The organism is Comamonadaceae bacterium M7527 (assembly GCA_021044545.1).
GTDB lineage: Bacteria > Pseudomonadota > Gammaproteobacteria > Burkholderiales > Burkholderiaceae_C > RS62.
The window spans coordinates 2,024,891-2,048,729 of the sequence record CP087990.1; the positions used below are offsets into that span (position 1 = coordinate 2,024,891).

At 56.9% G+C, this 23,839-nt stretch carries 21 protein-coding genes and 1 pseudogene; 15 read left to right on the forward strand and 7 right to left on the reverse strand.

Annotation, left to right across the window (positions count from 1 at the left end; genetic code table 11):
- Positions 1-97 precede the first annotated feature (97 nt).
- Positions 98-4,882, forward strand: a complete 4,785-nt coding sequence (locus tag LN050_09900) for a hypothetical protein (GenBank protein UFS56058.1) — start codon at positions 98-100, stop codon at positions 4,880-4,882.
- A 74-nt stretch (positions 4,883-4,956) separates the two neighbouring features.
- Here LN050_09900 and LN050_09905 read toward each other — a convergent pair whose 3' ends face one another.
- Positions 4,957-5,133: a hypothetical protein gene (locus tag LN050_09905; protein ID UFS56059.1), complete on the reverse strand. Its 177-nt coding sequence runs from the start codon at positions 5,131-5,133 to the stop codon at positions 4,957-4,959.
- Between the two features lie 147 nt (positions 5,134-5,280).
- Between LN050_09905 and LN050_09910 the strand changes: the two genes are divergently transcribed.
- The 11 genes from LN050_09910 to LN050_09960 all read left to right on the forward strand — a co-directional run bounded on the left by LN050_09910 (position 5,281) and on the right by LN050_09960 (position 15,678).
- Positions 5,281-5,688, forward strand: a complete 408-nt coding sequence (locus LN050_09910) for a hypothetical protein (GenBank protein UFS56060.1) — start codon at positions 5,281-5,283, stop codon at positions 5,686-5,688.
- Complete coding sequence (locus LN050_09915; GenBank protein UFS56061.1) at positions 5,681-5,911, forward strand: hypothetical protein; 231 nt, start codon at positions 5,681-5,683, stop codon at positions 5,909-5,911. The genes LN050_09910 and LN050_09915 overlap by 8 nt, the downstream gene beginning before the upstream one ends.
- Before the next feature lie 83 nt (positions 5,912-5,994).
- Positions 5,995-6,753: a sel1 repeat family protein gene (locus tag LN050_09920; GenBank protein UFS56062.1), complete on the forward strand. Its 759-nt coding sequence runs from the start codon at positions 5,995-5,997 to the stop codon at positions 6,751-6,753.
- Between the two features lie 261 nt (positions 6,754-7,014).
- Positions 7,015-8,487, forward strand: coding sequence for a sigma-54 dependent transcriptional regulator (locus tag LN050_09925; protein ID UFS56063.1), 1,473 nt, complete (start codon positions 7,015-7,017; stop codon positions 8,485-8,487).
- A 17-nt stretch (positions 8,488-8,504) separates the two neighbouring features.
- The gene (gene fliE, locus LN050_09930; GenBank protein UFS56064.1) at positions 8,505-8,858 is read left to right on the forward strand and encodes a flagellar hook-basal body complex protein FliE; all 354 of its coding nucleotides are present in this window, start codon (positions 8,505-8,507) and stop codon (positions 8,856-8,858) included.
- A gap of 48 nt (positions 8,859-8,906) precedes the next feature.
- Positions 8,907-10,757, forward strand: a complete 1,851-nt coding sequence (fliF, locus tag LN050_09935; GenBank protein UFS56065.1) for a flagellar M-ring protein FliF — start codon at positions 8,907-8,909, stop codon at positions 10,755-10,757.
- A 36-nt stretch (positions 10,758-10,793) separates the two neighbouring features.
- On the forward strand, positions 10,794-11,915 hold the full coding sequence (gene fliG, locus LN050_09940; GenBank protein ID UFS56066.1) for a flagellar motor switch protein FliG: 1,122 nt from the start codon (positions 10,794-10,796) through the stop codon (positions 11,913-11,915).
- Positions 11,902-13,506: a hypothetical protein gene (locus LN050_09945; protein UFS56067.1), complete on the forward strand. Its 1,605-nt coding sequence runs from the start codon at positions 11,902-11,904 to the stop codon at positions 13,504-13,506. Before fliG ends, LN050_09945 begins: the two co-directional genes overlap by 14 nt.
- Positions 13,466-14,836, forward strand: a complete 1,371-nt coding sequence (locus LN050_09950) for a FliI/YscN family ATPase (GenBank protein ID UFS56068.1) — start codon at positions 13,466-13,468, stop codon at positions 14,834-14,836. Before LN050_09945 ends, LN050_09950 begins: the two co-directional genes overlap by 41 nt.
- Positions 14,823-15,266: a flagellar export protein FliJ gene (locus LN050_09955; GenBank protein ID UFS56069.1), complete on the forward strand. Its 444-nt coding sequence runs from the start codon at positions 14,823-14,825 to the stop codon at positions 15,264-15,266. Before LN050_09950 ends, LN050_09955 begins: the two co-directional genes overlap by 14 nt.
- 67 nt (positions 15,267-15,333) lie before the next feature.
- Positions 15,334-15,678, forward strand: a complete 345-nt coding sequence (locus tag LN050_09960; protein UFS56070.1) for a DUF1840 domain-containing protein — start codon at positions 15,334-15,336, stop codon at positions 15,676-15,678.
- An 89-nt stretch (positions 15,679-15,767) separates the two neighbouring features.
- Here the strand turns inward: LN050_09960 and LN050_09965 are convergent.
- Positions 15,768-17,410 (reverse strand): annotated as a pseudogene (locus LN050_09965) (FMN-binding glutamate synthase family protein).
- A 74-nt stretch (positions 17,411-17,484) separates the two neighbouring features.
- Between LN050_09965 and LN050_09970 the strand changes: the two are divergent.
- Positions 17,485-18,270, forward strand: coding sequence for a UPF0149 family protein (locus tag LN050_09970; GenBank protein UFS56071.1), 786 nt, complete (start codon positions 17,485-17,487; stop codon positions 18,268-18,270).
- 12 nt (positions 18,271-18,282) lie between these two features.
- Here LN050_09970 and LN050_09975 read toward each other — a convergent pair whose 3' ends face one another.
- From LN050_09975 to apaG, 5 genes are all read right to left on the reverse strand, one after another.
- Positions 18,283-18,774, reverse strand: coding sequence for a CinA family protein (locus LN050_09975; protein ID UFS56072.1), 492 nt, complete (start codon positions 18,772-18,774; stop codon positions 18,283-18,285).
- Position 18,775: 1 nt separating this feature from the next.
- Complete coding sequence (locus tag LN050_09980) at positions 18,776-19,327, reverse strand: phosphatidylglycerophosphatase A (protein UFS56073.1); 552 nt, start codon at positions 19,325-19,327, stop codon at positions 18,776-18,778.
- A gap of 9 nt (positions 19,328-19,336) precedes the next feature.
- On the reverse strand, positions 19,337-20,407 hold the full coding sequence (gene thiL, locus LN050_09985) for a thiamine-phosphate kinase (GenBank protein UFS56074.1): 1,071 nt from the start codon (positions 20,405-20,407) through the stop codon (positions 19,337-19,339).
- A complete protein-coding gene (locus tag LN050_09990) occupies positions 20,361-21,728 on the reverse strand; it encodes a cation:proton antiporter (protein ID UFS56075.1) in 1,368 nt (455 codons plus the stop codon). The genes thiL and LN050_09990 overlap by 47 nt, the downstream gene beginning before the upstream one ends.
- A 102-nt stretch (positions 21,729-21,830) precedes the next feature.
- Positions 21,831-22,220, reverse strand: a complete 390-nt coding sequence (gene apaG / locus LN050_09995; GenBank protein UFS56076.1) for a Co2+/Mg2+ efflux protein ApaG — start codon at positions 22,218-22,220, stop codon at positions 21,831-21,833.
- An 88-nt stretch (positions 22,221-22,308) separates the two neighbouring features.
- Here apaG and rpe point away from each other — a divergent pair, with 88 nt between their 5' ends.
- Positions 22,309-22,986: a ribulose-phosphate 3-epimerase gene (gene rpe, locus LN050_10000; GenBank protein UFS56077.1), complete on the forward strand. Its 678-nt coding sequence runs from the start codon at positions 22,309-22,311 to the stop codon at positions 22,984-22,986.
- Positions 22,983-23,681, forward strand: a complete 699-nt coding sequence (locus LN050_10005) for an HAD hydrolase-like protein (GenBank protein ID UFS56078.1) — start codon at positions 22,983-22,985, stop codon at positions 23,679-23,681. Before rpe ends, LN050_10005 begins: the two co-directional genes overlap by 4 nt.
- The last annotated feature ends 158 nt before the right edge of the window (positions 23,682-23,839 follow it).

Sequence of the window (23,839 nt, forward strand, 5' to 3'; positions counted from 1 at the left end):
TGGCACGCATCCTGCTAATCGGGGGTATAGGTACTTTCTTTAGTGCCAGTTTTTAAAAAATGTGCCCAACCAACTTGAAGGGCAAGGAGTAAACATCATGTCCGTGATCAATACCAACGTTAAGTCGCTGTACACGCAAGCCGCCATGAAGACATCTGGTCGTGAGCAGGCCACTGCCATGCAGCAGCTGTCGACTGGCAAGCGTATCAACTCTGCGAAAGACGATGCAGCGGGCATGGCCATTGCCGACCGCATGACGCAGCAGATCAGAAGCCTAAACATGGCAGTGCGCAACGCGGGCGATGCCATCTCACTGATTCAAACGGCTGAAGGCGCAACCAGCGAAATTACCGACATGTTGCAGCGCATGCGTGAATTGTCTATTCAGGCGATGAACGACACCAACACGGGTGAGCAGCGTGGGTACCTGGACTTGGAATTCCAGCAGCTCAAGCAAGAAATTGTTCGTATCTCTGAGACCACTGAGTGGAACGGTTACCCACTGCTAAACGGCACCAACGGCGTGGCGCAGGGTGAGCAGCCTGTGTACAAAGTGCAATCCACCCCTGAGACTGTAACCGCACCCGTTGCCGCCGGCACAGACAAAGCCATTGCCGAGCCCATAGAGCAGCAACTCATGAGCTTTACAGATGCAGATACGCAAGTCAGGCCAGTAACGTTTGGCGCATCGGCTGCGAACGGCGCAATTTCAGTCACCATGGACGACAGCGTTGCCGTCAATTTTTTGGTAACAGCGGGTGACACGGCGGCAGAGGTTGCGGCCAAAGCTGTAACAGCTTTAAACAACGACAGTACATTCGTTGCGCTCAACCGTTTGGCGGTGGACGAGGGCGATGGTGTCGTCAATATTGTGATGTCGCGTGATGATGCGGGTATTGACAAAAACGTAACCATTGCCCAGCTGACGACGGATGCTGCGGCAGCAAGCGTGATAACTACTGCATATGATGGCACGTCTAGTCCTATTCAACCCCAAATAGATACTTTGACGTTTAGCGGCACAACGGGTGGTGCCGTATCTTTGACCGTGGACGGTCTTACCGGTGATACGCCAACGATACTGGTCCAGGCCGGTGATACGCCTCTGCAAATGGCAACAAAGGCCAAGGCGGCGCTAGAAGCCAATGCATCGTTTGTGTCGTTGGGCCGAACAGCTGTGATAAGTGCAAGTGGTGAGCTTGAAATAAACTACGCTGCAACCGATGGTTCAGTCACTGCTGCTGCTGCCGCTGCGACCACCTCGGCCGGCACCATCACGTTGGGCACAGCAACTGGCGGCGGCAACATTACAGTAGGCGGCGTTACAGTGGCCGTTACTGCCGGCGACACCAAAGAGACCATCGCCACCAACGTGGCTGCGGCTTTGTCTGCCAGCACATTCGTGACGGCCAATGCAGGGCGCTTGGTTACAGACAACGGTGACGGCACTGTCAACGTGACTTACAACCGCATAGACGCGGACATTGCCGATACATCGTTTGTTGATACAGGCACAACAGGTACAACCGCAACAGTGGCTACCCAGTCTGTTGTAAGCACGACCAGTGCGTTTGCCAACGCTGGCGCTTTCGAAAAGGCCGGTGAATTAGAGTTTGCAGTGGTACCGGAGACGTCTGAAGTGCAAACAATTGCCTTCGGCCCGGCTGCAGCAACTGGCACTATTACAGTAGGCGGCGTAGCCGTTACCACGATTGTTGCCGACGACACTGCAGAGCAGGTTGCCTCAAAGGTTGCTGCAGCACTGACTGGTGACCCGTCGTTTGCCGCTGCTTCTGGACGGACTATTACAAACAATGTAGATGGCAGCCTCACCATCAACTACGCCGCAGCAGATGGCGATGTTGACCTTATCAGTTTTGCTGACACGGGTTCAACTGGCTCAACGGCGTCACGATTTACAACAACCAACTACGGCAGCGTCACCGCAACCTACGACGTAGACGATGGCGATACAGTGACCTTGTCTGGGTCAGTCAATGCCGCCAACGGCACGGTGACGTTTGCGCATACCGACGTGGCACAGGTTGACACCTTTACCCTGGGTGGAACCACGCGTGCCGGCGACATATTGAACTTGACGGTTGGCAACTTTTCTTACAGCTACACCACAGCAAGTACAACGCAGGCCGACGAGGCTGATGCCTTTGTAGCCGGTATCAATGCCGACACCAACCTCAAAAACGTAGTGACAGCAGCTGTCACACGAGACGGCACCATTACCCTTACTGCCAAGACGCCAGGCACACCGTTTTCTGCGCACGCGACGGTGACACGTGTACCAGCGGCTGGTACGGCAACCATTTCATCAGAGACCACCACCGCCAACGTGACAGCAGGCAACAACAGTTTGGTTATTTCTGATGACCTCACTGTCACCATGCTGGGCGCCGATGGTTTTAGCGAAGACATCAATTTGCGCGCACCTGCGGTAACACTGTCGGTTGCACGCAGCTACCCTAGCCTACCGCTGTTGAGCGCATCTGATCTCATCATCAATGACATCACGGTAGGCCCATCTTTGGCTGAGGACGATACCTTATCGGTCTCTAACAACGCTGGTGGTGCGCTTGCAAAAGCGGCAGCCATTAATCGGGTGTCAGAGCTGACAGGTGTTCAAGCGGTGGTTAGCGAGGCTGTATTGACAGGTACCGCTATGGCTGCTGGCGAAGCTGTAACAGGCACGCTGACAATCAATGGCTATACCTCGCCTGTCATTACAACAACACTCAATGACACACGCCAATCACGCGCTACTGTGGTAGAAGCCATTAACCGCATGACAGCGCGCACAGGCGTGGTGGCAACAGACACTGGCAGTGACCAAAAAGGCATACGACTGGAGGCCGCAGATGGCCGAAATATTGAGGTGTTCTTCAATACGGCCGCCGAAAACGCGACGTTTGCCAGCCGTACAGGCCTGCGTGAAGGCTTAACAACAGGCTCTATTGCTTTAGAGTCAAAGGTAGAAGCCCCCGTTGTATTGACCTCAACAGGAGATATTACCAACGTAGGATTTGTTGCCGGCGACTATTCAGCCAATAAAACCACGGTGGCAAACAGCGACCGTGCTGTGGCTTTGCCGCCAACTGCGCAAATTACGTCCGTGGATGTGGACGGCACTATAGCTGTTGGAGACGAGTTCAGCATTACGCTAAACGGTAGAACAAAAACCTTTGTTGCTACAGACACCAGCCCTAAAACGGTCATCGATACACTCATCGCGGCCATTGCCAGTGACAGTGCCATGTCGGCAGCGGTGTCTGTGGGTAAGGGCCTGAATGAATCACAAATTCTATTCACGTCTACTATCCCAGGCATAGAGTTCACGGCAACGGCCAGCACAACAGCTGAGAGTGGCTACATTGATGTGGCCGAGGTTCAGGCGAATGCAGACGCCAGCAATGTGAAACTCAATACGGGCGACCTGGTGCTAAACGGCATTCCTGTGCCAGGCTCCACAGCTTCCAGCGATACGCGCTCACCAAGCGGTGTGTTGAGTGGTCAAACCGACTCCAGCGCCATTGCCATCGCAGCCGCTATCAACAGCATTGCGGACAAAACAGGGGTGTCAGCGGATATCAAGCCCGCGAGCATCGTTGGCACCACCACCACCACCGGCTCGCCCAGCGTGTTCCCGGAAACAGGTATCCAGTCGCTGTACATCAACGGCATCGAGGTTGAAGTCACTCTGACCGAGGACGAGCCAGCTGATACGCGTCGCGAGAACGTGTTGGCTGCAATTAACCGCAAGCTGGATAGCCATGGCGTTAGTGCCAGTAACAACGGAAACGGCTTGACCCTGACATCCAGTGATGGCCGCAACGTATCGGTTTGGTTTGACAGCTCAATTGCTGGTTTAAGCCCCGCTAGTTTTGGTTTAAGTGCAGGCGATGAGGTGGCGCAGTCCAGCACCATTACCGTGGGCAATGCCATTACGGACGACGCAACAGTCAGCTTTGAAATCAATGGCGTTTCGCTGACAACCGCAACGATTGCGCAGCCAGCGACATCGTCAGATATTGCGGCAGCCATCAAGGTGGCGGTTGAAACGGGCATGAACAACGGTTCACTGACCAATATGTCCGTGAGCGTTTTGAACAGCGTTGTCACCGTCTCATCGACAGTGCCCGGCTCTGGCTTCACCATCATGGGTGCAGATAGCAGCACCGGAGCGGTGGAGTTGGCAATCGCAACGCCAACGCCAAATAGTCTGGGAAGCTCGGCCGTAACAGGCATTTGGGGTGGCAACGCAGATTCGGATTCAGCGCTAACGCTTTACAGCAGTGTTGAGCTAACCAGCGAGCAGGAGTTTACGGTGGCAGCGGGTACCAATGGTTACTCAAATCCCACCCACTGGAAAAACCTTGGCTTTACGGAGGGCAGTTTTGGCGGGGACTCAAGTGTTGACATGTCGCCACCCAGGGTAGGACGCATGACATTCCAGGTGGGGGCCACATCCAACCAGGTCATAAATGTCGACTTTGCAGACTTTGGTAAAGGCGGTCCGATTACCAGCGGCATCACTGGCGATGTCGATTTGTGGGACTCAGAACAGCGTGTCAACCGCATCGATAGCCGCGAGGCCGCCGGAGCCGTGCTCAACAAGCTGGACGACGTGCTGGACAAAGTCAACGGCACAAGGGCCACCATGGGTGCGGTGATGAACCGCCTAGAGCACGTGATTGACAACCTCATGAACGTGTCTGTCAACACCGAGGCATCACGCAGCCAAATTGAAGATGCGGACTACGCTGCAGCCTCAACAGAGTTGGCGCGTACGCAAATCATGCAGCAGGCTGCTACGGCGGTGTTGGCGCAGGCCAACGCCGATCAGCAAAACGTGTTGAAGTTGTTGCAGTAAGCTGCTAGGCAGTAAGAAAGAGACAAGAAGCTAGGCCTGCGAGGGCCTGGCGCTTGGCAGTCTGTCCCAGTGGCTTAGTTCTCTTCTTTGGGCGCACCATCGCGGCAAATTGCGAACACAAAATGCTGTGTTCGGTTGGCCACAATGTATTTGCGTTCTACCTGGCAGGCTTGCATGCTTGGAAACAAGTACTCGCCGACGGTGCCGCATTTGCCCATAATCATGCCGTAACAAAGTACCAGTGTTGCCATGTCTATGCCTAAAGTGAGTTGTTTTGTATTGCTAGCACGCGTTGGGGTTAGTGCCGCAGCGGGTGCATCACCACGTAATTGTGGTTACCCTTTGAGGAATCGACCAAGGTCCTGAAAAGTTGAACCCAAGCTGTACCTAAATTTGTCATGCCTGTTGCCAAACCTTCCCTGTCCAAGAAAAAGCCCTGCCTTGTGTGCATGCGCATACGCAAGTTTTTGTATGTGGCCGCCATTATCTTGGCGGTCATGTGGCTAAAGCCTGAGTGGCGCTTGCCTCCGGGGTACAACTACTCCGCTATTCTGGGCGACTTGTTTGTAGCGGCTTTTGTCATTGTGTTTGCCTACAAGTGGTGGGAACACAAGCGCGACATCAAGGCAAACGGCGACACGCAGGAAGAGCGCTTTGAAAAGCTGCGCGAGCGTACCAACAAAATAGTGGCCGAGCTTGATGAAAGCGCTGATTCGGCTGCGCCAACAAGCCCTGCAAAGCCCCCAGAAGCCCAAGCCGGTTCGGCCAACGTTGCCCATTCCGGTGAGCGCAGCAACAATGCCTGAATCGTCTACCACGTCCTCTATCAAAGGGCCTAATTGCTGGCAGTGCCAACACTTTGGCATCAGCTACGACCCCAGGTTACCTTACTTGTGCCGCTTGATGGGGTTTAAAACACGTATGTTGCCCGCTATAGAGGTGCTGCGTGCCGACGGCCAGTACTGCCAAGGTTTTAGTCCAAAAGATGTACTAAAAGACCGTAAACGCATAAAGCCATTGTGGGTGTAAGTCGTACTGGCTGGTGCGTTTTTGCGCCGACCAAGTGTGGCGTTACAGTGTGCGGTGTCGCTCGTCTTTATTACAAATCCCCTGTGCCAGTCACTATGTTCAAAACCATTTTTCGCCACATGCAAACCGTCTCACTGGCAGCAGTTTGTGTGCTGTTACTGAGTGCATGGTCCGCCAGTGCTGCAGCGCAAACCACCAGCAAAGACACCAATGAAATTGGCATTGCTGCCATGCAGCGCGGCCATTACGCCACCGCCATGCGCGCATGGCTGGTACAGGCCAAGGATGGCAGCGCATTTGCTGAAAACAACATTGGGTACCTGTATGAGCATGGTTTGGGGGTAAGCCAAAGCTATGTAGAGGCCATGACGTGGTACCGCAAGGCGGCCAACAAAAATTTGGCACAAGCGCAGTTCAACATTGGTACGCTTTACTACTATGGCTACGGTGTAGAGCGGAATGCGCGCGAGGCGGTGCGCTGGTTCAGACAGGGCGCGCAGCAAGAGCTGGCCGAGGCCCAGTACATGATGGGTGTGGCCCACTTTGAGGGCCAGGGTGCCATGGCCTCTGCACCCATTGCCCTGGAGTGGTTCATCAAGGCGGCCAAGAAAAACCACGCCGGCGCTCAACTCATGGCGGCCAATGTCTACCTCAACGGGGACACCGGCGAGGTAGACGCCTACTCAGCACACGTTTGGGCCGACTTGGCCACACTGGGTGGCAACGAAGAGGCTTCACTGGTGCGCGACTACGCCTCATTCAAACTGGAGCGAGCAGACATAGCCAAAGCCACGGCCACTGCCCAGCAGTGCTTGAGCACTGGCTTCAAGCGGTGTTTGTAAACGTCATAACAAGCTTTACTAGGTATCTGTAGCAGTACCAGCCACGCACTGGGAAGGAAAAATCGCTTCTTACAGGTGTCAAGCGGCAATACATTGCCCAGCCTTGCCGCTGCTGTCGAGAAAGCGGCAAGACAAAGCCGTTGAGTTATTAGGTATTCATATTTTTGCAAATAGGCAGCGATTGTCTTAAAAACCAATACTGCTAACCTATTGGCACACGGGTTGCTAATGAGAGGTCTCTAACCCTATTGAGACCGACCTGTGAACGCTAATCAACAACCTCATTTCTCTGCCGTTTGGCTGGACCCCATGCGCGCGCTGCAAGACGACGAGTGCGCCAAATTGGGCGAGTGCGGCGTGGCACCTGTCACCATCAACATTTTGGCCGACTTGCGCCAAGCGCTAACAAGTGCGCATGTGGTGGTGGTGCGTTTGCTGGACAGCTTGGAGTTGTTCACAGAGGTCACGCAACTCATTGCCACACTGGGCTACCAAGTGCCCGTGGTGTGCCGCGTAGAGCGACGCAACTTAAGCCTCACCGTGCAAGCCATGCAACATGGCGCTTTGCACGTGATTGCCACAGACGACTACAGTGCACAGGCGTGGAGCAACGTTACCAAAGCGCTCACAGCCAAGCAGATGGACAAAGCCACACAGGTCAAAGCGCCTAAAAGCGCGGTATTTGTTGATCCAGCCAGCCAGCACTTGTTGGCCTTGGCCCAGCGCGTGGCACAAACCGACGTAACAGCCTTGTTGGTAGGTCCAACAGGTTCAGGCAAGGAAGTGTTGGCGCGTGTGTTGCACGAGTCATCCAACCGCGCCAAGGCACCGTTTGTAGCGCTAAACTGCGCGGCCTTGCCAGAGCACCTGATTGAAGACTTGCTGTTTGGTCACGACAAAGGCGCGTTTACGGGCGCACTGAAGGAGCACAAAGGCTTGTTTGAGCAAGCGCAAGGCGGCACCATTTTCTTGGATGAAATTGGCGAAATGCCCATGGCCTTGCAAAGCAAGTTGCTGCGCGTGTTGCAGGAGCGCACACTCACACGTTTGGGAGGTCAAAACGCCATTGCACTAGACGTGCGCGTGGTGGCTGCGACCAACAAAGACCTGCGCGAAGCCATGCAGGCACGCGAGTTTCGTGAAGACTTGTACTTTCGCATCTCCACATTCCGCTTAAGCCTGTTGCCATTGGCGCAGCGCCCAGGCGACATCTTGCCCTTGGTTGCGCAAATGTTGGTTACACACGGCCAAGCCGGCATGGCTTACAACCTGGACGAACAAGCGCAAAGCCAGTTGCTGTCTTACCCATGGCCTGGCAACGTACGTGAACTAGAAAACGTGGTGCAACGCGCCGTGGTGTTGTGTGGCAACGGCCTTATTACAGCCGCGCACTTGTTGTTTGACGACTACCAAAACGACACAACGGTAAACAGCGTGTTTGGCGCAGCCATGTCACACACAGCCGCACAGTCTGTTGAAGCTGACACCGCACAGCTACCCACTACACCAGTAGCCACACAAGTAACAAAAGCAATACCGGTGCAAACCAGCATGCCCATTGACTTGCAAGACGCCATGAAGCAAAGCGAGCACCAAGTTATTGCTGCCGCCTTGCAAAGCACAGACAGCCGTATGGCCGCTGCCAAGTTGTTGGGCATTAGCCCACGCACGTTGCGCTACAAGTTGGCGCAGTTTCGTGAGCGCGGCGTGAACTTTGCCGGCGCCAGCCTGTAAGAACGAGGACAAAAGCCATGATTGAAAAAGCTACATCCTCAGCCAACATTGCCTCTATGTTGGCCACTCTTAAAAATGCACAAGCGCAAGCCCAGCAAGGCGTATCGCAGCAGCCCAACCTGGGTCTTAACCACATAGAGTCCAGCAACAAGCCCAGCTTCATGGAAGCGGTGCGCGGTGCAGTCAGCGAGGTGAACAACACCCAGCAAGCATCACGCAGTTTGCAAACCGCCTTTGAGCGCGGTGAAGACGTGCCTTTGACCGATGTGGTCTTGGGTATGCAGAAATCATCTTTGGCATTTGAGGCCACCTTGCAGGTGCGCAACAAAGTGTTGAAGGCCTACGAAGAAATCTTAAACATGCCTGTTTAAGCCACAACCAACAGCAACAAGCGACAAAACAGGTAAGGACAAGACATCATGAGTACAGCGGTAATGAACCCCACCACCTTCCAGGGTGCAGACGCAGCCAGTGGACCCAATAATGTGCCAGCCACGGCAGGCAACAATGCAGGCGCGATGACTGCGGGTCAGGGCGGTGACGCCGGCGGCACAGGCATGGTGGTGGCAGGTGGCCCTATGGCGCAAATGCGCCAGGTGTTGCAGCAGCCCACTGTTAAAAAATCAATGCCTGCCATCGTGGCGTTGATGACGGTTGTGATTCTGGCCTTGGCCTACAGCTGGATGCAGGCACCACAAAGCCGCACCTTGTTGCCAGGCTTGCAAGGCGCTGACTTGCAAACGGCCTACGAGAGTTTGCAGCAAGGCGGCTTTGGCCCACACATTGACGACATGACAGGTCAGCTGCGCGTGCCGCAGTCCCGCTTTCATGAAGCACGCATTTTCCTGGCCGGTCAGGGTATTCCTAAAGAGCCTATTTCGGGTTTGAGCGCTCTGAGTGAGCAAAACGCCATGACCACCAGTCAGTTCATGGAGCAAGCGCGTTACAACGCCGCCATTGAGCAAGAGCTGGCGCGCAGCATTGGCCAAATATCTGGCGTGCAGCACGCCCGTGTGCACTTGGCCACGCCCAAGCAAAGCGTTTTTGTACGTGACCGCACACCGCCCAAGGCGTCCGTGGTGATTACCCGCTACTCAGGCCGCAGCGTGAGTGAGCAGCAAGTACAAGCCATCGTGCATTTGGTCTCCAGCAGCATCCCTTACCTCATGCCTGAAGATGTGACTGTGGTGGATAACTTTGGCAACCTGATGACCAAGTCGCCAGACACCGCACCGCTGGGCCTGACATCGGCACAAGCTGAGCACAAGCGTACACAGGAAGAGTTGCTGCGCACACGCGTGGTTGAGATCTTGTCGCCAGTTGTGGGTGAGGCCAACGTACGCTCACAAGTCAACCTCACACTAGACTTCACGCAAGTCGAAAGCACCACCGAAGACTACGACCGCGGTGGCAATGGCCCGCGCACACGGTCTGAGGTCATGGCTGAAGACCGCAACGCCAACATGGATGCGGCGGGTGTGCCGGGTGCAACCACCAACACACCACCTGCCAACGCTTCTGTGACGCAAAACACAGGCATCACACCTGGCGAAGGCGGCGGCGTGAGCAACCTCAAATCCAGCCGCACCACGCGCAACTACGAGCTGGACAAGTCTGTGCAGCACGTTAAAAACGCGCAAGGCGGCGTGAGTCGCATGACAGTGGCGGTGGTGATTAACGAGCGCCCAGTGGTGGTGCCCGAGGGTACAGAAGTAGACCCCGCAGCACCAACGTCTGTGGCCTACACCGACCAGGAACTGGAGCGCATGTTGAACCTGGTACGCGGCGTGGTGGGCTACAACGAAGCACGTGGCGACAACGTAACCATCATGCCCGCCAGGTTTGAGCCAGTGGCCCCGCTAGAGCCCATGGTGCCCTGGTACCAGGACGATATGGTGATCAACAGCTTTAAGTCTGGCTTGATGACGATTCTGTTGCTGGTCTTCCTCATCATCGTGGTGCGTCCAGTCATCAAGAGCTTGATTGGCATCACACCAGAAGAGGCAGCGGCACGAGCATTGGCCGAGGCAGCGGGCACAACGCCACCGGGCGAGCTCAGCGAAGAAGAGATGAACATGATTCAGATTGGTGAAGGCGAGAGCTTGGAGGACATCAAGGCCAAGCTGCGCCCCAAGAAGTCCAGCATCTCTGCCGACATGCTCGATACGGCCAATACCTACGACGACAAAGTGGCCCTTATCCGCATGTTGGTGGCCGAAGACTCAGGCCGCGTTGCAAACGTACTCAAGCGCATGATCAAGGCGTCTTAACGCCAGCGGCACACACTATTCAAGGAATGACTCATCATGGCTGACAAAGACGACAAGAAAAAAGGCGATAAAGACGCAAAAGCCAAAGGCAAGGACGGCGGCGGCGAAGTTGCAAAACCGCTAACAGATGCCATCCCGATGACCGAGGCTTTGCAAGAAGAGTTGGATGGTCTAACGGGAACCCAGCGCGCAGCTGTATTGGTTTTACTGTTGGGTGAACAACAGGCGGCTGACATCATTCGATATTTAAACCCCAAAGAGGTGCAAGCCCTGGGTGGCGCGATGGTCTCGCTGTCTGATTTGTCGCAAGAAGCCGTTAACGTGGTGTTAGACGAATTTGTGGCGACCCTGAAGAAGCAAACCAGCCTGGGCTTGGGTACCAGCGACTATGTCGAAAAAGTGCTCAAACGCGCACTGGGCCCAGACAAGGCCGCCTCGGTGCTCAGCCGCATCATGCCCGGACAGGGCAGCAAAGGCCTTGAGATCCTGAAGTGGATGGATGCGCGCTCTATTGCTGAGATGATTCGCGGCGAGCACCCGCAGGTTACGGCCATTATTTTGTCGGTGCTGGATTACGACGTGGCCGCTGACGTATTGGCGTTTCTGGATCCGCCCACGCGTGCCGAAATCGTTCAGCGTGTTGCAAGTCTAGAGACCGTGCAGCCTTCTGCGATGGAGGAGCTGGAGTCCATCATGAAGTCACAGTTCTCCAACAACTCGTCGGCACAGTCGTCCAGTTTTGGCGGTATCAAGGCTGCGGCCAAGATCATGAACTTCACCAAGGTTGATCTGGAGTCCAGCGTGATGCGTGGCCTAACAGAGCTGGACCCGGAGCTGACGCAAAAGATTCAGGACAACATGTTCACCTTCGAGAACCTCGCAGGTGTGGACAACCGCGGCATACAAACACTCATGCGTGCGGTAGAGCCAGACATGTTGATGACAGCGCTCAAGGGTGCACCAGAGTTTGTGAAAGAGAAGTTCTTTGACAACATGTCGTCGCGTGCACGCGTCATGTTTATTGACGAAATGGAAGCCAAAGGTCCATTGCGCATTGCCGATGTTGAAGATGCACAAAAGAACATCATGCGCATTGCCCGCAAGATGTCTGACGCTGGCGAGTTGATGCTGGTAGGACGCGGTGATGACTTTGTCTAACGCATTCCCCGCCGCAGCAGCGCGTGAATGGGCGCAAAGCCCTATGCTGAAGCGCCGTCTGGACCCGCAAGCCGACTACCAAAAGCAAGCGTGGGACGGCGAGCGCAGCCACGACTTTGCCACATGGCAGCCCGTGGTGTTGAGCCAAGAGGAAATTGCAAAGCTTCACCAAAAGCCAAAGAACGAGCCTAAAGAAAACCCCATATCTGACACGCCAGAGGCGTTTCAAAAAGCCAATAAGCCAACCGACACGGGCGCTGATACGCCAGGTCAAAATGAGGGAAACGACGGCTTGGCCAATGAGGCAGCGCAAGAAGCCGCATCCAGCCAGGCCGACGGTGGTGAGCCGGTTGAATCGCACTCTGAGCCGGCTGCGCCAGCACAAGACAACATGGCGCAAGCTTCAGGCTTAGATCAGAGTCAAGACACAAGCGAGCGCCAAAGTGAAGTCGTCAGCCAAGACGCTGGCGTACCAAGTGGCGACCAGGATCAGGCGTCATCAGCGCGCAGCGCGCGCCATGCTGACGCCGCCAGCGGTGCAGGCGCAGAGCCTGGTCAACAAGACAGTTTGGCTCAAAGCCATGCGCAGGGGCATGAGGAAGGCTATGCAAAAGGCCATGCTGAGGGCTATCAACAAGGTTTTGACGAAGGCAAAGCGCAAGCGCATGCCGCTGGCTTATCTGAGGGGATTGAGCAAGGCCTGGCGCAAGCCGCCCAGCAGCAAGATGCAGCTTTGGACAAAGCCATCGCCGCATTGACGCAGGCTGCGGCAGACATCACCACGCTCAACGACAACCCCAAGCAGCATTTTGAGCCTCTTAAACGCTTGGCCTTGCACTTGGCCGAAGAGCTGGTGCGCGGTGAACTGATGCGAGACAGCGCCGCCATTGAGCGCTTGATACAAGCCGCTTTGGAACAGCTGGACAACCCATCCAAACGCGTGCGTGTTGCACTCCACCCAGACGACATGGCCGCGCTTACCGCCCAAGGCAAGCAGTTGGGCGCGGGCGTGGTGATGGTGGCCGACAAAGCCATGTTGCGCGGCGGTGTGCGCGTGACCAGCAACGACGCTGTGGTGCAAGATTTGATAGACAACCGTTTGGGCCACCTGGCCGACGAGTTACTTATTGACAAAGCCCAGTGGCTCAATAGCAGTGAAGCGCTGCAGCAAGGCACGGCATGGGCTACCAAGGCTTCTGTGCTTGAGCGCATGAGCGCCACAGAAGACGTCACCGAGGTCGTGGCACCTGTAGCGGACACCCAGCCAGCAGCGCCAGTACCAAGCCCATCGTCAGATGAGCCTGGGATGAGCGGCATTGACCGCATGAGCGAAGCCGACGCGCTGGACGATGACCCCATCGACTACAGCCTGGACGTGAGTGATACGACTGATACGAGTGATGAGACTGCGGCCATCGATGTGGTGGGCGCTGACTTGGTACAGGCCGACCCCGTGCAAGAGCAACCGGTAGAGCAGCATGCAGCAGCTGAGACCAAGGACGTTGAAGCCGCTGCGCATTCAGAACCCGTGCAAGATTTGTCAGAAAAAGATGCACCCAGCGATTCAGCGAGCGACGATGAGCAAGCTTGATTTCTCTGATGTCATTGGTAAAGACTTGCAGCGCGTGCACAGTCCAGCGCCTGAGCGCAGTGGCACGCTGGTGCGCTCCGTAGGTCTTACGCTGGAGACGCGCGGTGTCATGGCACCACTGGGTGCCGTGTGCGAAGTGATTGGCACAGACGGCGCGCGCGTTGAGGCCGAAGTGGTGGGCTTTAACGACAAGACCTTGTTCCTCATGCCATTTACCGAAATATCTGGCATTGGCCCGGGTGCTGTAGTGCGTGTGGTCAGTGCTGTTGCCCAAGTGCAGCTAGGCCCTGAGCTGTTAGGACGCGTGATTGACGGACGCGGTGAGCCGCTGGATGGCAAGCCTGCGCCCGTGTGCTCAGACCGTTTAAGCCTGCAAGGCCGCCCCATCAACCCCATGGAGCGCGGCCCTATTGACTCGGTGTTGGATGTAGGCGTTAAAGCCATTAACGGCGTTTTAACCGTTGGCCGTGGCCAGCGCCTGGGACTTGTTGCTGGCTCTGGCGTGGGTAAAAGTGTGCTGCTGGGCATGCTCACCCGATTTACCAAAGCTGATGTGGTGGTCATTGGCCTCATTGGTGAGCGCGGACGCGAAGTGCAAGCGTTTATCAACGAGTCGTTGGGCCCAGAGGGCATGGCCAAGTCGGTGTTGGTGGCTGCACCTGCCAACGTCTCGCCGGTATTGCGTCTTAAAGCCACACACCTCACACACGTGATTGCCGAGTACTTCAGAGACCAAGGCAAAAACGTACTCATGCTGGTAGACAGCCTCACCCGTGTGGCCCATGCCCAACGTGAAATAGGTTTGGCAGTGGGTGAGCCACCGACTGCCAAAGGCTACCCGCCATCTGTGTTTGCCCTGCTGCCCAATCTGATTGAGCGCGCGGGTGTTGGGCGCAACGGTCATGGCTCTATCACCGCTATCTACACCGTGTTGGCCGAAGGCGATGACGGCAACGACCCCATTGTTGACATTGCACGTGCCTCGCTGGATGGGCAAGTGATGTTGTCGCGCTCATTGGCCGACGCTGCGCATTATCCCGCCATTGATTTGACGGGCTCTATCTCGCGGGTGATGCAAAACCTGTTGTCGCCAGAAGATCTTAAACGTGCGAACCGTTTTCGCCGCTTGTGGACCTTGTATCAGCAAAATCAAGACCTCATACAAGTGGGCGCCTACGACGCAGGTACCAACCCAGAGCTGGATCAAGCCATTGCCCTGCGCGACGAGATGGTGCGTTACCTGCAGCAAGGCATGCATGAAGAGGTGGGTTACGACACGTCGCAATCCATGCTGTCCAGTGTGATGGGGGTGCATCATGAGTTTGGTTAAAAGTGCATGGCCTGTATTGGCCGAGCAAGCGCAAAAAAAGGTCGACTATCTAGAGGCGCAGTTGGTGCAAGTCAAAGCCAAAGAGCAGCAGCAGCACCAACAGCTGCTGCGCGTCAGCGCCATGGTGGAGGAGTACCGCGTGAAGCAGCGCACCCTGGAGCAGGGCGGCAACTTGAGTGATAGCGTCAACTGCCGCAACTTTTTAAGCCAGCTCGTTGGCGTAGAAATACAAGCCGAGCGCGGCTATAAGGCCGCAGCCAACAATCGCTTTGACGTGGCGCGCGAACTGAAAGAAGCGCGCATTGAGCTTGAAAAAATGAAAAAACTGGTGGCGCGCGAGAAAAAAGTCACACAGCAACTCGCTGCCAAGCAAGCGCAAAAGTCCATGGACGAGCTGGCCACCATGCGCCACGGCTGGCGTCACGCATAATCACACATGGCACCTGAGTCAGCACCTGTTTTGAGGTGCGCTTGGGTGGCTTTAACGGGAGTGATCAATGGTGAAGTTCAAGTCAAAAGCAACAGCAGACATCATTATGTTGAAAGCGCACGCTGATGTGGTCTTGTCTGTGTGGCACAAAGTACCCAACCAGGCCGGCATCTTGCAGGTGGCAGACATGCCCGCCGCCATAGAGGCCTTGCGCCACTACGCTCAACATCATGATGGCCAAGACACCGACGCCGACATGGTTGCGCACGACGGCCCTGGGCACGGCAACGAAGACGGCGCGAATAGCCAAACCAATATGGGTGTGCATTGGTCAACACGTCTTGCGCCGTTGATTGCCATGGTGACCAGTGCCATGCAAGCGCAGGTTGATGTGACTTGGGATGTGAGCTAGTCAAGGCCAGTGTCAAGCCAGAGCCGAGCGCTGCGATACCACGCAGCATGCCCATTGCTTGCCAGGCAACACCTGGCCTGTAAAAAGCATCAAGCAGATTGTAAGTCAAACGTCTCGCTACTGGCCCTATGCCAAAACCGCTGAAATACCGGGGGCAAGTCGCTTTGTTCAGACACCGGCTTATCAGCCAACAAAGCCGACGCGCCAACCGATGGCAGCAACTCTGACAAAGGCGCAATTTTGTTGTCGTTGATGCGCCTGAGCATGTGCTCTGGTGTGATGTCTTTGGGGTGGCTCAAGCCTGCGGCTTCGGTCATTTCCTTTAGAGACTTCAGTGTGTTCAAGTGAAAGTTAAAGACGCGCTGGGCTTTGTTGGGTACCACCAGCGCTTGTTGGCGCACGGGATCCTGGGTGGTTACGCCCGTTGGGCAATGTCCGGTGTGGCAGGCCTGGGCTTGTATGCAGCCAATGGCAAACATAAAGCCACGCGCGCTGTTACACCAGTCTGCGCCCAAGGCAATGGCGCGCGCGATGTCAAAGCCGCTGACAATTTTGCCGCTGGCGCCAATGCGAATCTGCTCGCGCAAACCAATACCGACCAAGGTGTTGTGCACCAAGCGCAAACCATCTTGCAGCGGCATGCCCATGTGGTCTGAGAACTCCAATGGCGCCGCACCGGTGCCACCTTCCGAGCCGTCCACCACAATAAAGTCTGGTGTCACACCTGTCTCCACCATGGCCTTGGCAATGGCAAACCACTCCCACGCGTGGCCCAAACACAGCTTGAAGCCAACGGGCTTGCCGCCGCTTAAGTCTCGCAGTTGCGTGATGAAGCCCAGCAACTCTTTGGGCGTAGAAAACGCGCTGTGACTGGCCGGTGAAATACAGTCAACACCCACTGGAATACCGCGTGCCAATGCAATTTCAGGTGTGACTTTGGCGCCTGGCAACATGCCGCCGTGGCCGGGCTTGGCACCTTGGCTGAGCTTGATCTCAATCATCTTCACCTGATCGCGCAAGGCGTTTTCTTTAAAGCGTTCCGCGTTGAAATTACCTGCATCGTCTCGGCAGCCAAAGTAGCCAGAGCCAATTTCCCAGATCAAATCGCCACCATGCTGCTCGTGGTGCACCGATATGGAGCCCTCACCGGTGTCATGCGCAAAGCCGCCCAGTGCAGCGCCTTGGTTGAGGGCTTGTATGGCGTTGGCGCGCTGAGTGAGCCAAAGCTCATGGCTGAGATGTTGAACAGGCTCAAGTCATAAGGCTTGGCACATGCCGGACCACCGACCCGGGTTTTAAAGTCGTGGCTGTCAATATGCTTGGGCATCATGGCGTGGTGTATCCATTCGTAGCCGGCGGCCTTCACGTTGAGTTGTGTGCCAAACGGACGCTGGTCTGCTTCGCCTTTGGCGCGGGCGTACACCAGCGAGCGCTGCGCCCTTGAAAAGGGTGCTGCTTCGGTGTCGCTTTCTAGAAAGTACTGGCGAATCTCTGGGCGCACAAACTCCAGCATGTAGCGCATGTGACCAACAATGGGGTAGTTGCGCAGCACTGCGCGTTTGTTTTGCCGCATGTCGTATACGCCCAAAGCCAGCAAGCTGGCACTCACCAGCAGCACGCCAAAGCCAACGCCACCTATGGTCCACGCCAACAGCGACAACAGGGCAACAAATGCGCTGAGCAAAATGGCGGTGTAGCGAACCGGGTAGTAGCTATCGAGTTTCTTGAGCATGTGCAGCCTTTCTCTCTGTTTGGGTCGCTTGGGGAGTGCACAATACTACCCATAAACGCCAACCTATTGCTGCCATGAACCAACCAACACCCTTTACGCCCGACGAATTTGATGCCTTAGACCACATACTGGACGACATACGCACCCGTGATGATGAAGCGCCGCAGTGGGAGTTCGCCGAGGGTTTTATGGCAGCCGTATTGTGCGCGCGTCGTCCCATTGACACCCGCGAAGCCCTGGAAGTGTTGCTGGGCGGCGCAGAGGTGCCAGGGGGCATCGCATTTAAAGACGATGCGCAACGCACAGCGTTTGAGGGCTTGTGGCACAAGCGCTTGGCTGAGATTGAAGCCCAGCTGGATGCTGATATCAAAGCGTTAGACGACGAGGCTGCCTATTCGCCAGAGGTAATGGATGTACGCGGTGCCGTGGCCACCTTGCCAGAAGACGAGCGCGCCGCGATTGCCCAGGACGACATTCCCTCGTTTGCACAGGTCTGGGCGTTGGGTTTTATGTTCGCCGTTGAAAACTGGCCAGATGACTGGGAGCTGCCGCGCGACAAAGAGTCCGCCGAGTTCATTGACGAGGCGCTCACGCGCATCGTGGCGTTGACCGAAGACGACAAAGGGGTGCCTGTGTTGTCCATGCTGGAAGACGAAGACGGCGAAGAGGGCGAGCCCAGCGTCAGCCAAGAGCGCGCCAATGCCTTTGGCGAAGCCCTGTGGGCGGTTTATGACCTGCGCAAAGCCTGGCGCGCGCTAGGCCCTAAAGTGGCCCCCGTTCAAGTGGCTGCCACACCTGGGCGCAACGACCCCTGCCATTGCGGCAGCGGTAAAAAATACAAAAAATGTCACGGGGTTTGATGGCCACTGCGCTTAGTTAGGCGCCAGCTTGCGCACCAACTCGAGAGCGTGCTGCAGGGCAAATGCCACGGTGGCGTTGCGCACTTGCTCACGGTTGCCAGTAAACACCTGGTGCTGGGTGCGCACAATGCCGTCTACAGACCATGCCAGCCATACCGTGCCCACGGGCTTGTCGGGTGTGCCGCCCGTGGGGCCGGCAATACCGGTGGTGGCAATCGTCACTTGAGCGCCCGTGGCCACAGCGGCGCCCTGGGCCATGGCTTTGGCCACGGGCGCACTAACGGCGCCGTGCGCCTCAATGAGGTCTGCGTTGACGCCAAGAAGCCTTGTTTTGGCCGCGTTGCTGTAGGTCACCAAGCCGGCTTCAAACCACTGGCTGGAACCTGACCAGTCTGTACAAGCCTTGGCAATGCCGCCGCCTGTGCAGCTCTCGGCCGTGGCCAGTGTCCAGGCTCTGTCGGTTAACGCCAGCGCCAGTTCGGGTATGTCGTTGTGAATCATCATGTCAAATGCCTTCCCAGATACGCAGGCCAATGGCCCACACCAGCAGCGTGAGTGCTGCAGCCACTATGTCGTCAAACATCACGCCAAAACCACCACGCCAGCCAAAGCCCTTGAAGTGCTGGTCTGCCCAGGCAGTGGGGCCAAACTTGACGGCGTCAAACAACCTGAACAGTCCAAAGGCCAAGGCTTGGCCTGCCAGGCCTTGCGGCATGACCAGCAGCAACACCAGCCAAAACGCAATCACCTCGTCCCACACCATGTGACTGGAGTCCATCACTTGCATGTGTTGCGCGCACACTTTGCATGCCCAGCAACCCACCACAAAGCCAATGCCAATTAAGGCCAGCCACGCTGTGGTGCTAAGCCATATGTCCAACACCAGATAGGCCGCCCATGCCCACAAGCTACCCACTGTGCCTGGCGCTACGGTGGCCAAGCCCGCGCCAAAGCCCAGTGCCAGCCAGCGCGCTGGATGCGCGGCCATAAAGCGCCATGAGGGTTTGGTCACTGGTGCGTTGCCATGCTCGGCGTGTGCTGAATACGGGTTGTTCATGGTGGCATGTTAGCGGGACTTAAAGTGGTCAAACGCCTGGAATTGTTGCAAAACAACTTCGCCCGCCTGGTCTACCCAGCGCAGGTCACGCTCAGCTGTAATCACGCCCACTGGCGTGATGGCGATGTTGTGCGTTTGCGCCATGGCCTCCAGGGCAGCTGTGTGTTGCGGCGCTGCCGTAAACAACAGCTCGTAGTCGTCCCCGCCGCTGGCGCACAGTTGGCGGCGGTAGTCGGGTGCGGCCATTGCCAGTGCGGGCGCGTGGGGCAGGGCGTCTATGTTGATGCAAGCGCCTACTTGGCTGGCGTTGAGCAAGTGCTGCACATCACCGGCCAGGCCGTCACTCAAGTCCATGGCGCTACTGGCAATACCGCAAAGGGCAAGCCCCAGCGCGTTGCGCGGTGTGGGCTGCTCCAAACGCTCAAGCGCTTGGTCCCATTGCTGCGCGGTGCTGCGTTGGCGCAGCGCACAGGCGCGGCTGTCTTGGTTGATGGCCTGCAGCGCCCAGGCGGCCTCGCCCAATGCACCACTTACAAACACCGTGTCACCCACTTGTGCGTCACTGCGCTTTAGCGCGTGCTGGGGGGCAACCTCGCCCATGACGGTGATGCAAATATTCAGAGGCCCGCGTGTGGTGTCACCGCCGACCAGGCTGCACTGGTGTGCGCTGGCCAGTGCAAACAAGCCACTTGCAAATTGCGTCAGCCATTCATCGTTGAGTTCGGGTAGCGCCAGGCTCAGCGTAAAGCTGCGCGGGGTGGCGCCCATGGCGGCCAAGTCACTGAGGTTGACGGCCAAGGCCTTGTGTCCCAGGCGCTTGGGATCTGTGTTGGCAAAAAAGTGCCGGCCTGCAACCAGCATGTCGCTGGACACGGCCAATTGGGTGTTGGGCGTGTGCAGCAGCAGCGCGCAGTCGTCGCCTGGGCCTGTTGCGACGTGTGCGCCCAGCGTGTGCGGGCGTACAAAGTGGCGGCGAATCAGCGCAAACTCGCCGCCTGCATGGCAGTCGGTGTTGCCGTCAAGGTGGTTGCTGTTACGCAGCGCCTGGGTTGGTCGTTGGCTTTGCTGGGTCGGCGTCATTGGTGTTGCTGCTGTCATAGCCGCTATTGTCCCCGTAACCAGAGTCATCAGTCTCTTTGTCGCTGTCGCTTGATGCGTAGTCCACAGGCTCAAACTGCGCGTCGGCTACGGTCAGGCCCCGGTCTTCCGAGTCTGTGGGCACGTCGCCAGCCCAGCGCAGTGCGCGCGCCACAACAGGTGGGCCTATGGTTTCAAATACGGCAACAGCCGCAAATACCACCGAGGCCACAATGGCACCAGAGTATGGAAACTGGTCTGCCGTGGTGTTGGCCAAGCCAATGGCCATGCCGGCCATGGGCAGCAAGATGAGACCGGCATTCATGCTGGCCTGGCGTGGCCAGCCCATCAGCGTGCCGGTGGCTGCCACGCCTATCCATTTGGCCATGGAGCGCGCCGCTACAAACACGGCTGCAGCGGGCGCAAACGCCAGCATTTCATTCAGGTGTAAGTTGGCGCCCGCATACACAAACAAGGCTACAAAGAACAGCTCGAATGCGGGGCCAAACGCCATGTTGGCCAGCAGCTTTTTACGCTCGACGCCGCGCACCACCAAACCCAGCACCAGCGGGGCAAACAGCACCGACAGCTTGAACATCATGGCCAGGCCCAGTGTCATGGCTACGGCGCCCACCACCAGGGCCAAGCTGTATTGCTCGGCGCCTCTGGTGGTGCGTGCCACGTGGTGCAGCGCCAGGCCCATGACCAAACCCAACACACTGGAACCTATCAACTGGTAGGCCGGGCTACCAATCATGGTGGCCAGTGGTGCATTGGACTGGTTGTACAGCGCGGGCAGTAACGCGGCAAATGCCAAAAACGCAATCACGTTGTTCAGCGCTACCAATGCCTCTGACCGGGTGGTGGTAGGGCCTTCAGCGCCCAGCTCATGCGCCACGTGAATCAGCACTGCCGGCGATGAAGAAATCGCAATGGCGCCAATGACGGCGGCAGGCAGCTCGGGAATGCCAAACCACACCAACGCAACGTACACGGCTACAAAGGTCAGTGCGGCCTCTGCCAACGATACAGCCAGCAAGGCCTTGTCATGCAAAATTTCGCGCCAGTCAAGCGACAAGCCCAAGCGGTACAAAATCAGCGCCAACGAAATATCGACCACGATTTTGGCATTGGCCAATGACTCGTAGCCAAACAGGTGTAGGCCGTTGGGTCCTGCAACCAAACCCACCAACATAAAGCCGGTGATGGAGGGAATCCAGGACACTCGGTGGGCCAGGTAGCCGCCCAGGGCGCCACAAAACAGCAAAAAGCCAAAAAAGAACAGGGTATTGGTGGCAAGCGGGAAGGTGGGCAAAAAGTCCATAAGGTGGGCAACTAGGCCATTAATTAATCATTAAGTTCGCGATGATAGACGCCTGTTGTGAACTTTGCTGGCGGCGTGTTTGTGCCGCCTTGTCCACACGCTTTAATGCAGCGTGCCTGGCGCCGCACTGGTGCTTTGCAGCACAAATGGCGCAATAGCGGCCTCGAATTTGGTGCCGTCTACCGCCACAAAAAAGTAGTGCCCACTCATCATGCCGGCTGGTGTGCGCAGTTGCGCACCACTTGTGTATTCAAAAGCTTCACCTGGTTGCAGCAGTGGCTGCTGGCCCACTACGCCCAGCCCGTCCACGCTTTCAACTTGACCGTTGGCGTCTTCTATGTCCCAGTGGCGAGCGATGAGCTGCGCACCCACCTCGCCGTGGTTCTCTATAGTGACAGTGTAGGCAAAGGTGTACAGGTTGTGCTCAGGGCGGGACTGCTCGGCAATGTAGTGGGGCTTAACGGTGATGTGAAAGGCGTAGGCAGTGCTCATGGCGCAATGGTAGCGTGCCTGCATGTGGCCAGCGCAAGTGCGACAATATGCCCCTGTTAGCGACCACCAACACCTTACGAATTCAGCTATGACGTTTCGCATTGCCCCATCTATTTTGTCCGCCGACTTTGCCAAGTTGGGCCAAGAGGTCACAGACGTGATTGCCGCAGGTGCGGACTGGATACACTTTGACGTGATGGACAACCACTACGTGCCCAATCTCACGTTTGGCCCCATGGTGTGCCAGGCCCTTAAGCCACATGCCAAAACACCTGCTGGCGTGGCCGTGCCCATTGATGTGCACTTGATGGTCAGCCCCGTAGACGCGCTGGCTGAGTCATTTGCAAAGGCAGGCGCTGACCTGATCAGCTTTCACCCAGACGCCAGCGGCCATGTGCACCGCAGTATTCAGGCCATCAAAGCGCAGGGCGTCAAAGTGGGCCTCACCTTCAACCCTGCCGAGCCTTTGGACGTGCTGGACTGGGTCATTGACGACATTGACCTGGTGCTCATCATGAGTGTGAACCCTGGCTTTGGCGGGCAAAGCTTTATTGACTCGGCGCTGCGCAAAATTGAAGACGTGCGCCGCCGTATTGACGCCAGCGGCAAGGACATTCGCCTCGAGGTAGACGGTGGCATCAAAACCGACAACATCGCCCGCGTGGCGGCTGCCGGAGCGGATACCTTTGTGGCGGGCAGCGCCATATTTGGCAAGCCTGACTACGCCAGCGTGATCGCCGACATGCGCGCCGCGTTGGCCGCGTGAGCGTTACCGCGCAGGCCCAGCGCTACAAGGCCATCATCCTGGACTTGGATGGCACCATGGTGGACACCATAGGTGACTTTGTGGCCGCGCTCAATGCCGCGCTGCAAAGCTGTAACCTAAGCCCGGCGCAGCCTGAACAGGTGCGTAAATGGATAGGCCGTGGCGGTGAGCACTTGCTGCGACAAGCCATTGCCAACGCCGGGCTTGATGCCCACAGCGGCGACTTGTTTCTGCGGCTGCGCGAGGGCTTTTACACACATTACGGGCGCATTAACGGCCAGCACGCACAGGTGTTTGATGGCATGGTGCAGGCGCTGACGCACTGGCAAGGCGCGGGTGTGCAGCTGGCCTGTGTCACCAACAAACCCGAAGGCCATGCACGCGAGCTGCTGGCGCTGAAACAACTGGCCCCGTTTTTTGGTGAGCGGGTGTGGGGCGGCGACTCGTTGCCACACAAGAAGCCGCATGCACTGCCGCTGCTGACGGCCTGCGGGCACATGGGTGTGGCGCCCACGCAAACGCTGATGGTGGGCGACAGTCAAACCGACCACGGCGCAGCTGTAGCCGCAGGCATGGATGTGGCACTGCTGTCTTGGGGCTACAACCATGATGAAAACGTGCGTGAGCTAAGTGCTGCCTTTCATGGTGATGACATAGAAAGCCTGGTGGCTTACACCCAGGCGGGCGCCCGGTAACAGGGCGCAGTTTGCGCTACACTTTGCGCATGTTCTTTCACAGATCCATCACCTCAGGTTGCAATGACCGGGGAGCCTGGTCTTGGCGTAGCCAAGCTGCCGGCTACTGAAGTTTTCAGTAGCGATGTATCACCGCGCCGGTGCGTGAGCGCCGGTCG

Excerpts from the sequence above, each read along its gene's own strand:
- LN050_09900 (UFS56058.1), top strand. The coding sequence starts at position 98 with ATGTCCGTGATCAATACCAACGTTAAGTCGCTGTACACGCAAGCCGCC.
- LN050_09905 (UFS56059.1), bottom strand. The coding sequence starts at position 5,133 with ATGGCAACACTGGTACTTTGTTACGGCATGATTATGGGCAAATGCGGC.
- LN050_09910 (UFS56060.1), top strand. The coding sequence starts at position 5,281 with ATGCCTGTTGCCAAACCTTCCCTGTCCAAGAAAAAGCCCTGCCTTGTG.
- LN050_09915 (UFS56061.1), top strand. The coding sequence starts at position 5,681 with ATGCCTGAATCGTCTACCACGTCCTCTATCAAAGGGCCTAATTGCTGG.
- fliE (UFS56064.1), top strand. The coding sequence starts at position 8,505 with ATGATTGAAAAAGCTACATCCTCAGCCAACATTGCCTCTATGTTGGCC.
- fliF (UFS56065.1), top strand. The coding sequence starts at position 8,907 with ATGAGTACAGCGGTAATGAACCCCACCACCTTCCAGGGTGCAGACGCA.
- fliG (UFS56066.1), top strand. The coding sequence starts at position 10,794 with ATGGCTGACAAAGACGACAAGAAAAAAGGCGATAAAGACGCAAAAGCC.
- LN050_09945 (UFS56067.1), top strand. The coding sequence starts at position 11,902 with ATGACTTTGTCTAACGCATTCCCCGCCGCAGCAGCGCGTGAATGGGCG.
- LN050_09950 (UFS56068.1), top strand. The coding sequence starts at position 13,466 with ATGCACCCAGCGATTCAGCGAGCGACGATGAGCAAGCTTGATTTCTCT.
- LN050_09955 (UFS56069.1), top strand. The coding sequence starts at position 14,823 with ATGAGTTTGGTTAAAAGTGCATGGCCTGTATTGGCCGAGCAAGCGCAA.
- LN050_09960 (UFS56070.1), top strand. The coding sequence starts at position 15,334 with ATGGTGAAGTTCAAGTCAAAAGCAACAGCAGACATCATTATGTTGAAA.
- LN050_09970 (UFS56071.1), top strand. The coding sequence starts at position 17,485 with ATGAACCAACCAACACCCTTTACGCCCGACGAATTTGATGCCTTAGAC.
- LN050_09975 (UFS56072.1), bottom strand. The coding sequence starts at position 18,774 with ATGATGATTCACAACGACATACCCGAACTGGCGCTGGCGTTAACCGAC.
- LN050_09980 (UFS56073.1), bottom strand. The coding sequence starts at position 19,327 with ATGAACAACCCGTATTCAGCACACGCCGAGCATGGCAACGCACCAGTG.
- thiL (UFS56074.1), bottom strand. The coding sequence starts at position 20,407 with ATGACGCCGACCCAGCAAAGCCAACGACCAACCCAGGCGCTGCGTAAC.
- LN050_09990 (UFS56075.1), bottom strand. The coding sequence starts at position 21,728 with ATGGACTTTTTGCCCACCTTCCCGCTTGCCACCAATACCCTGTTCTTT.
- apaG (UFS56076.1), bottom strand. The coding sequence starts at position 22,220 with ATGAGCACTGCCTACGCCTTTCACATCACCGTTAAGCCCCACTACATT.
- rpe (UFS56077.1), top strand. The coding sequence starts at position 22,309 with ATGACGTTTCGCATTGCCCCATCTATTTTGTCCGCCGACTTTGCCAAG.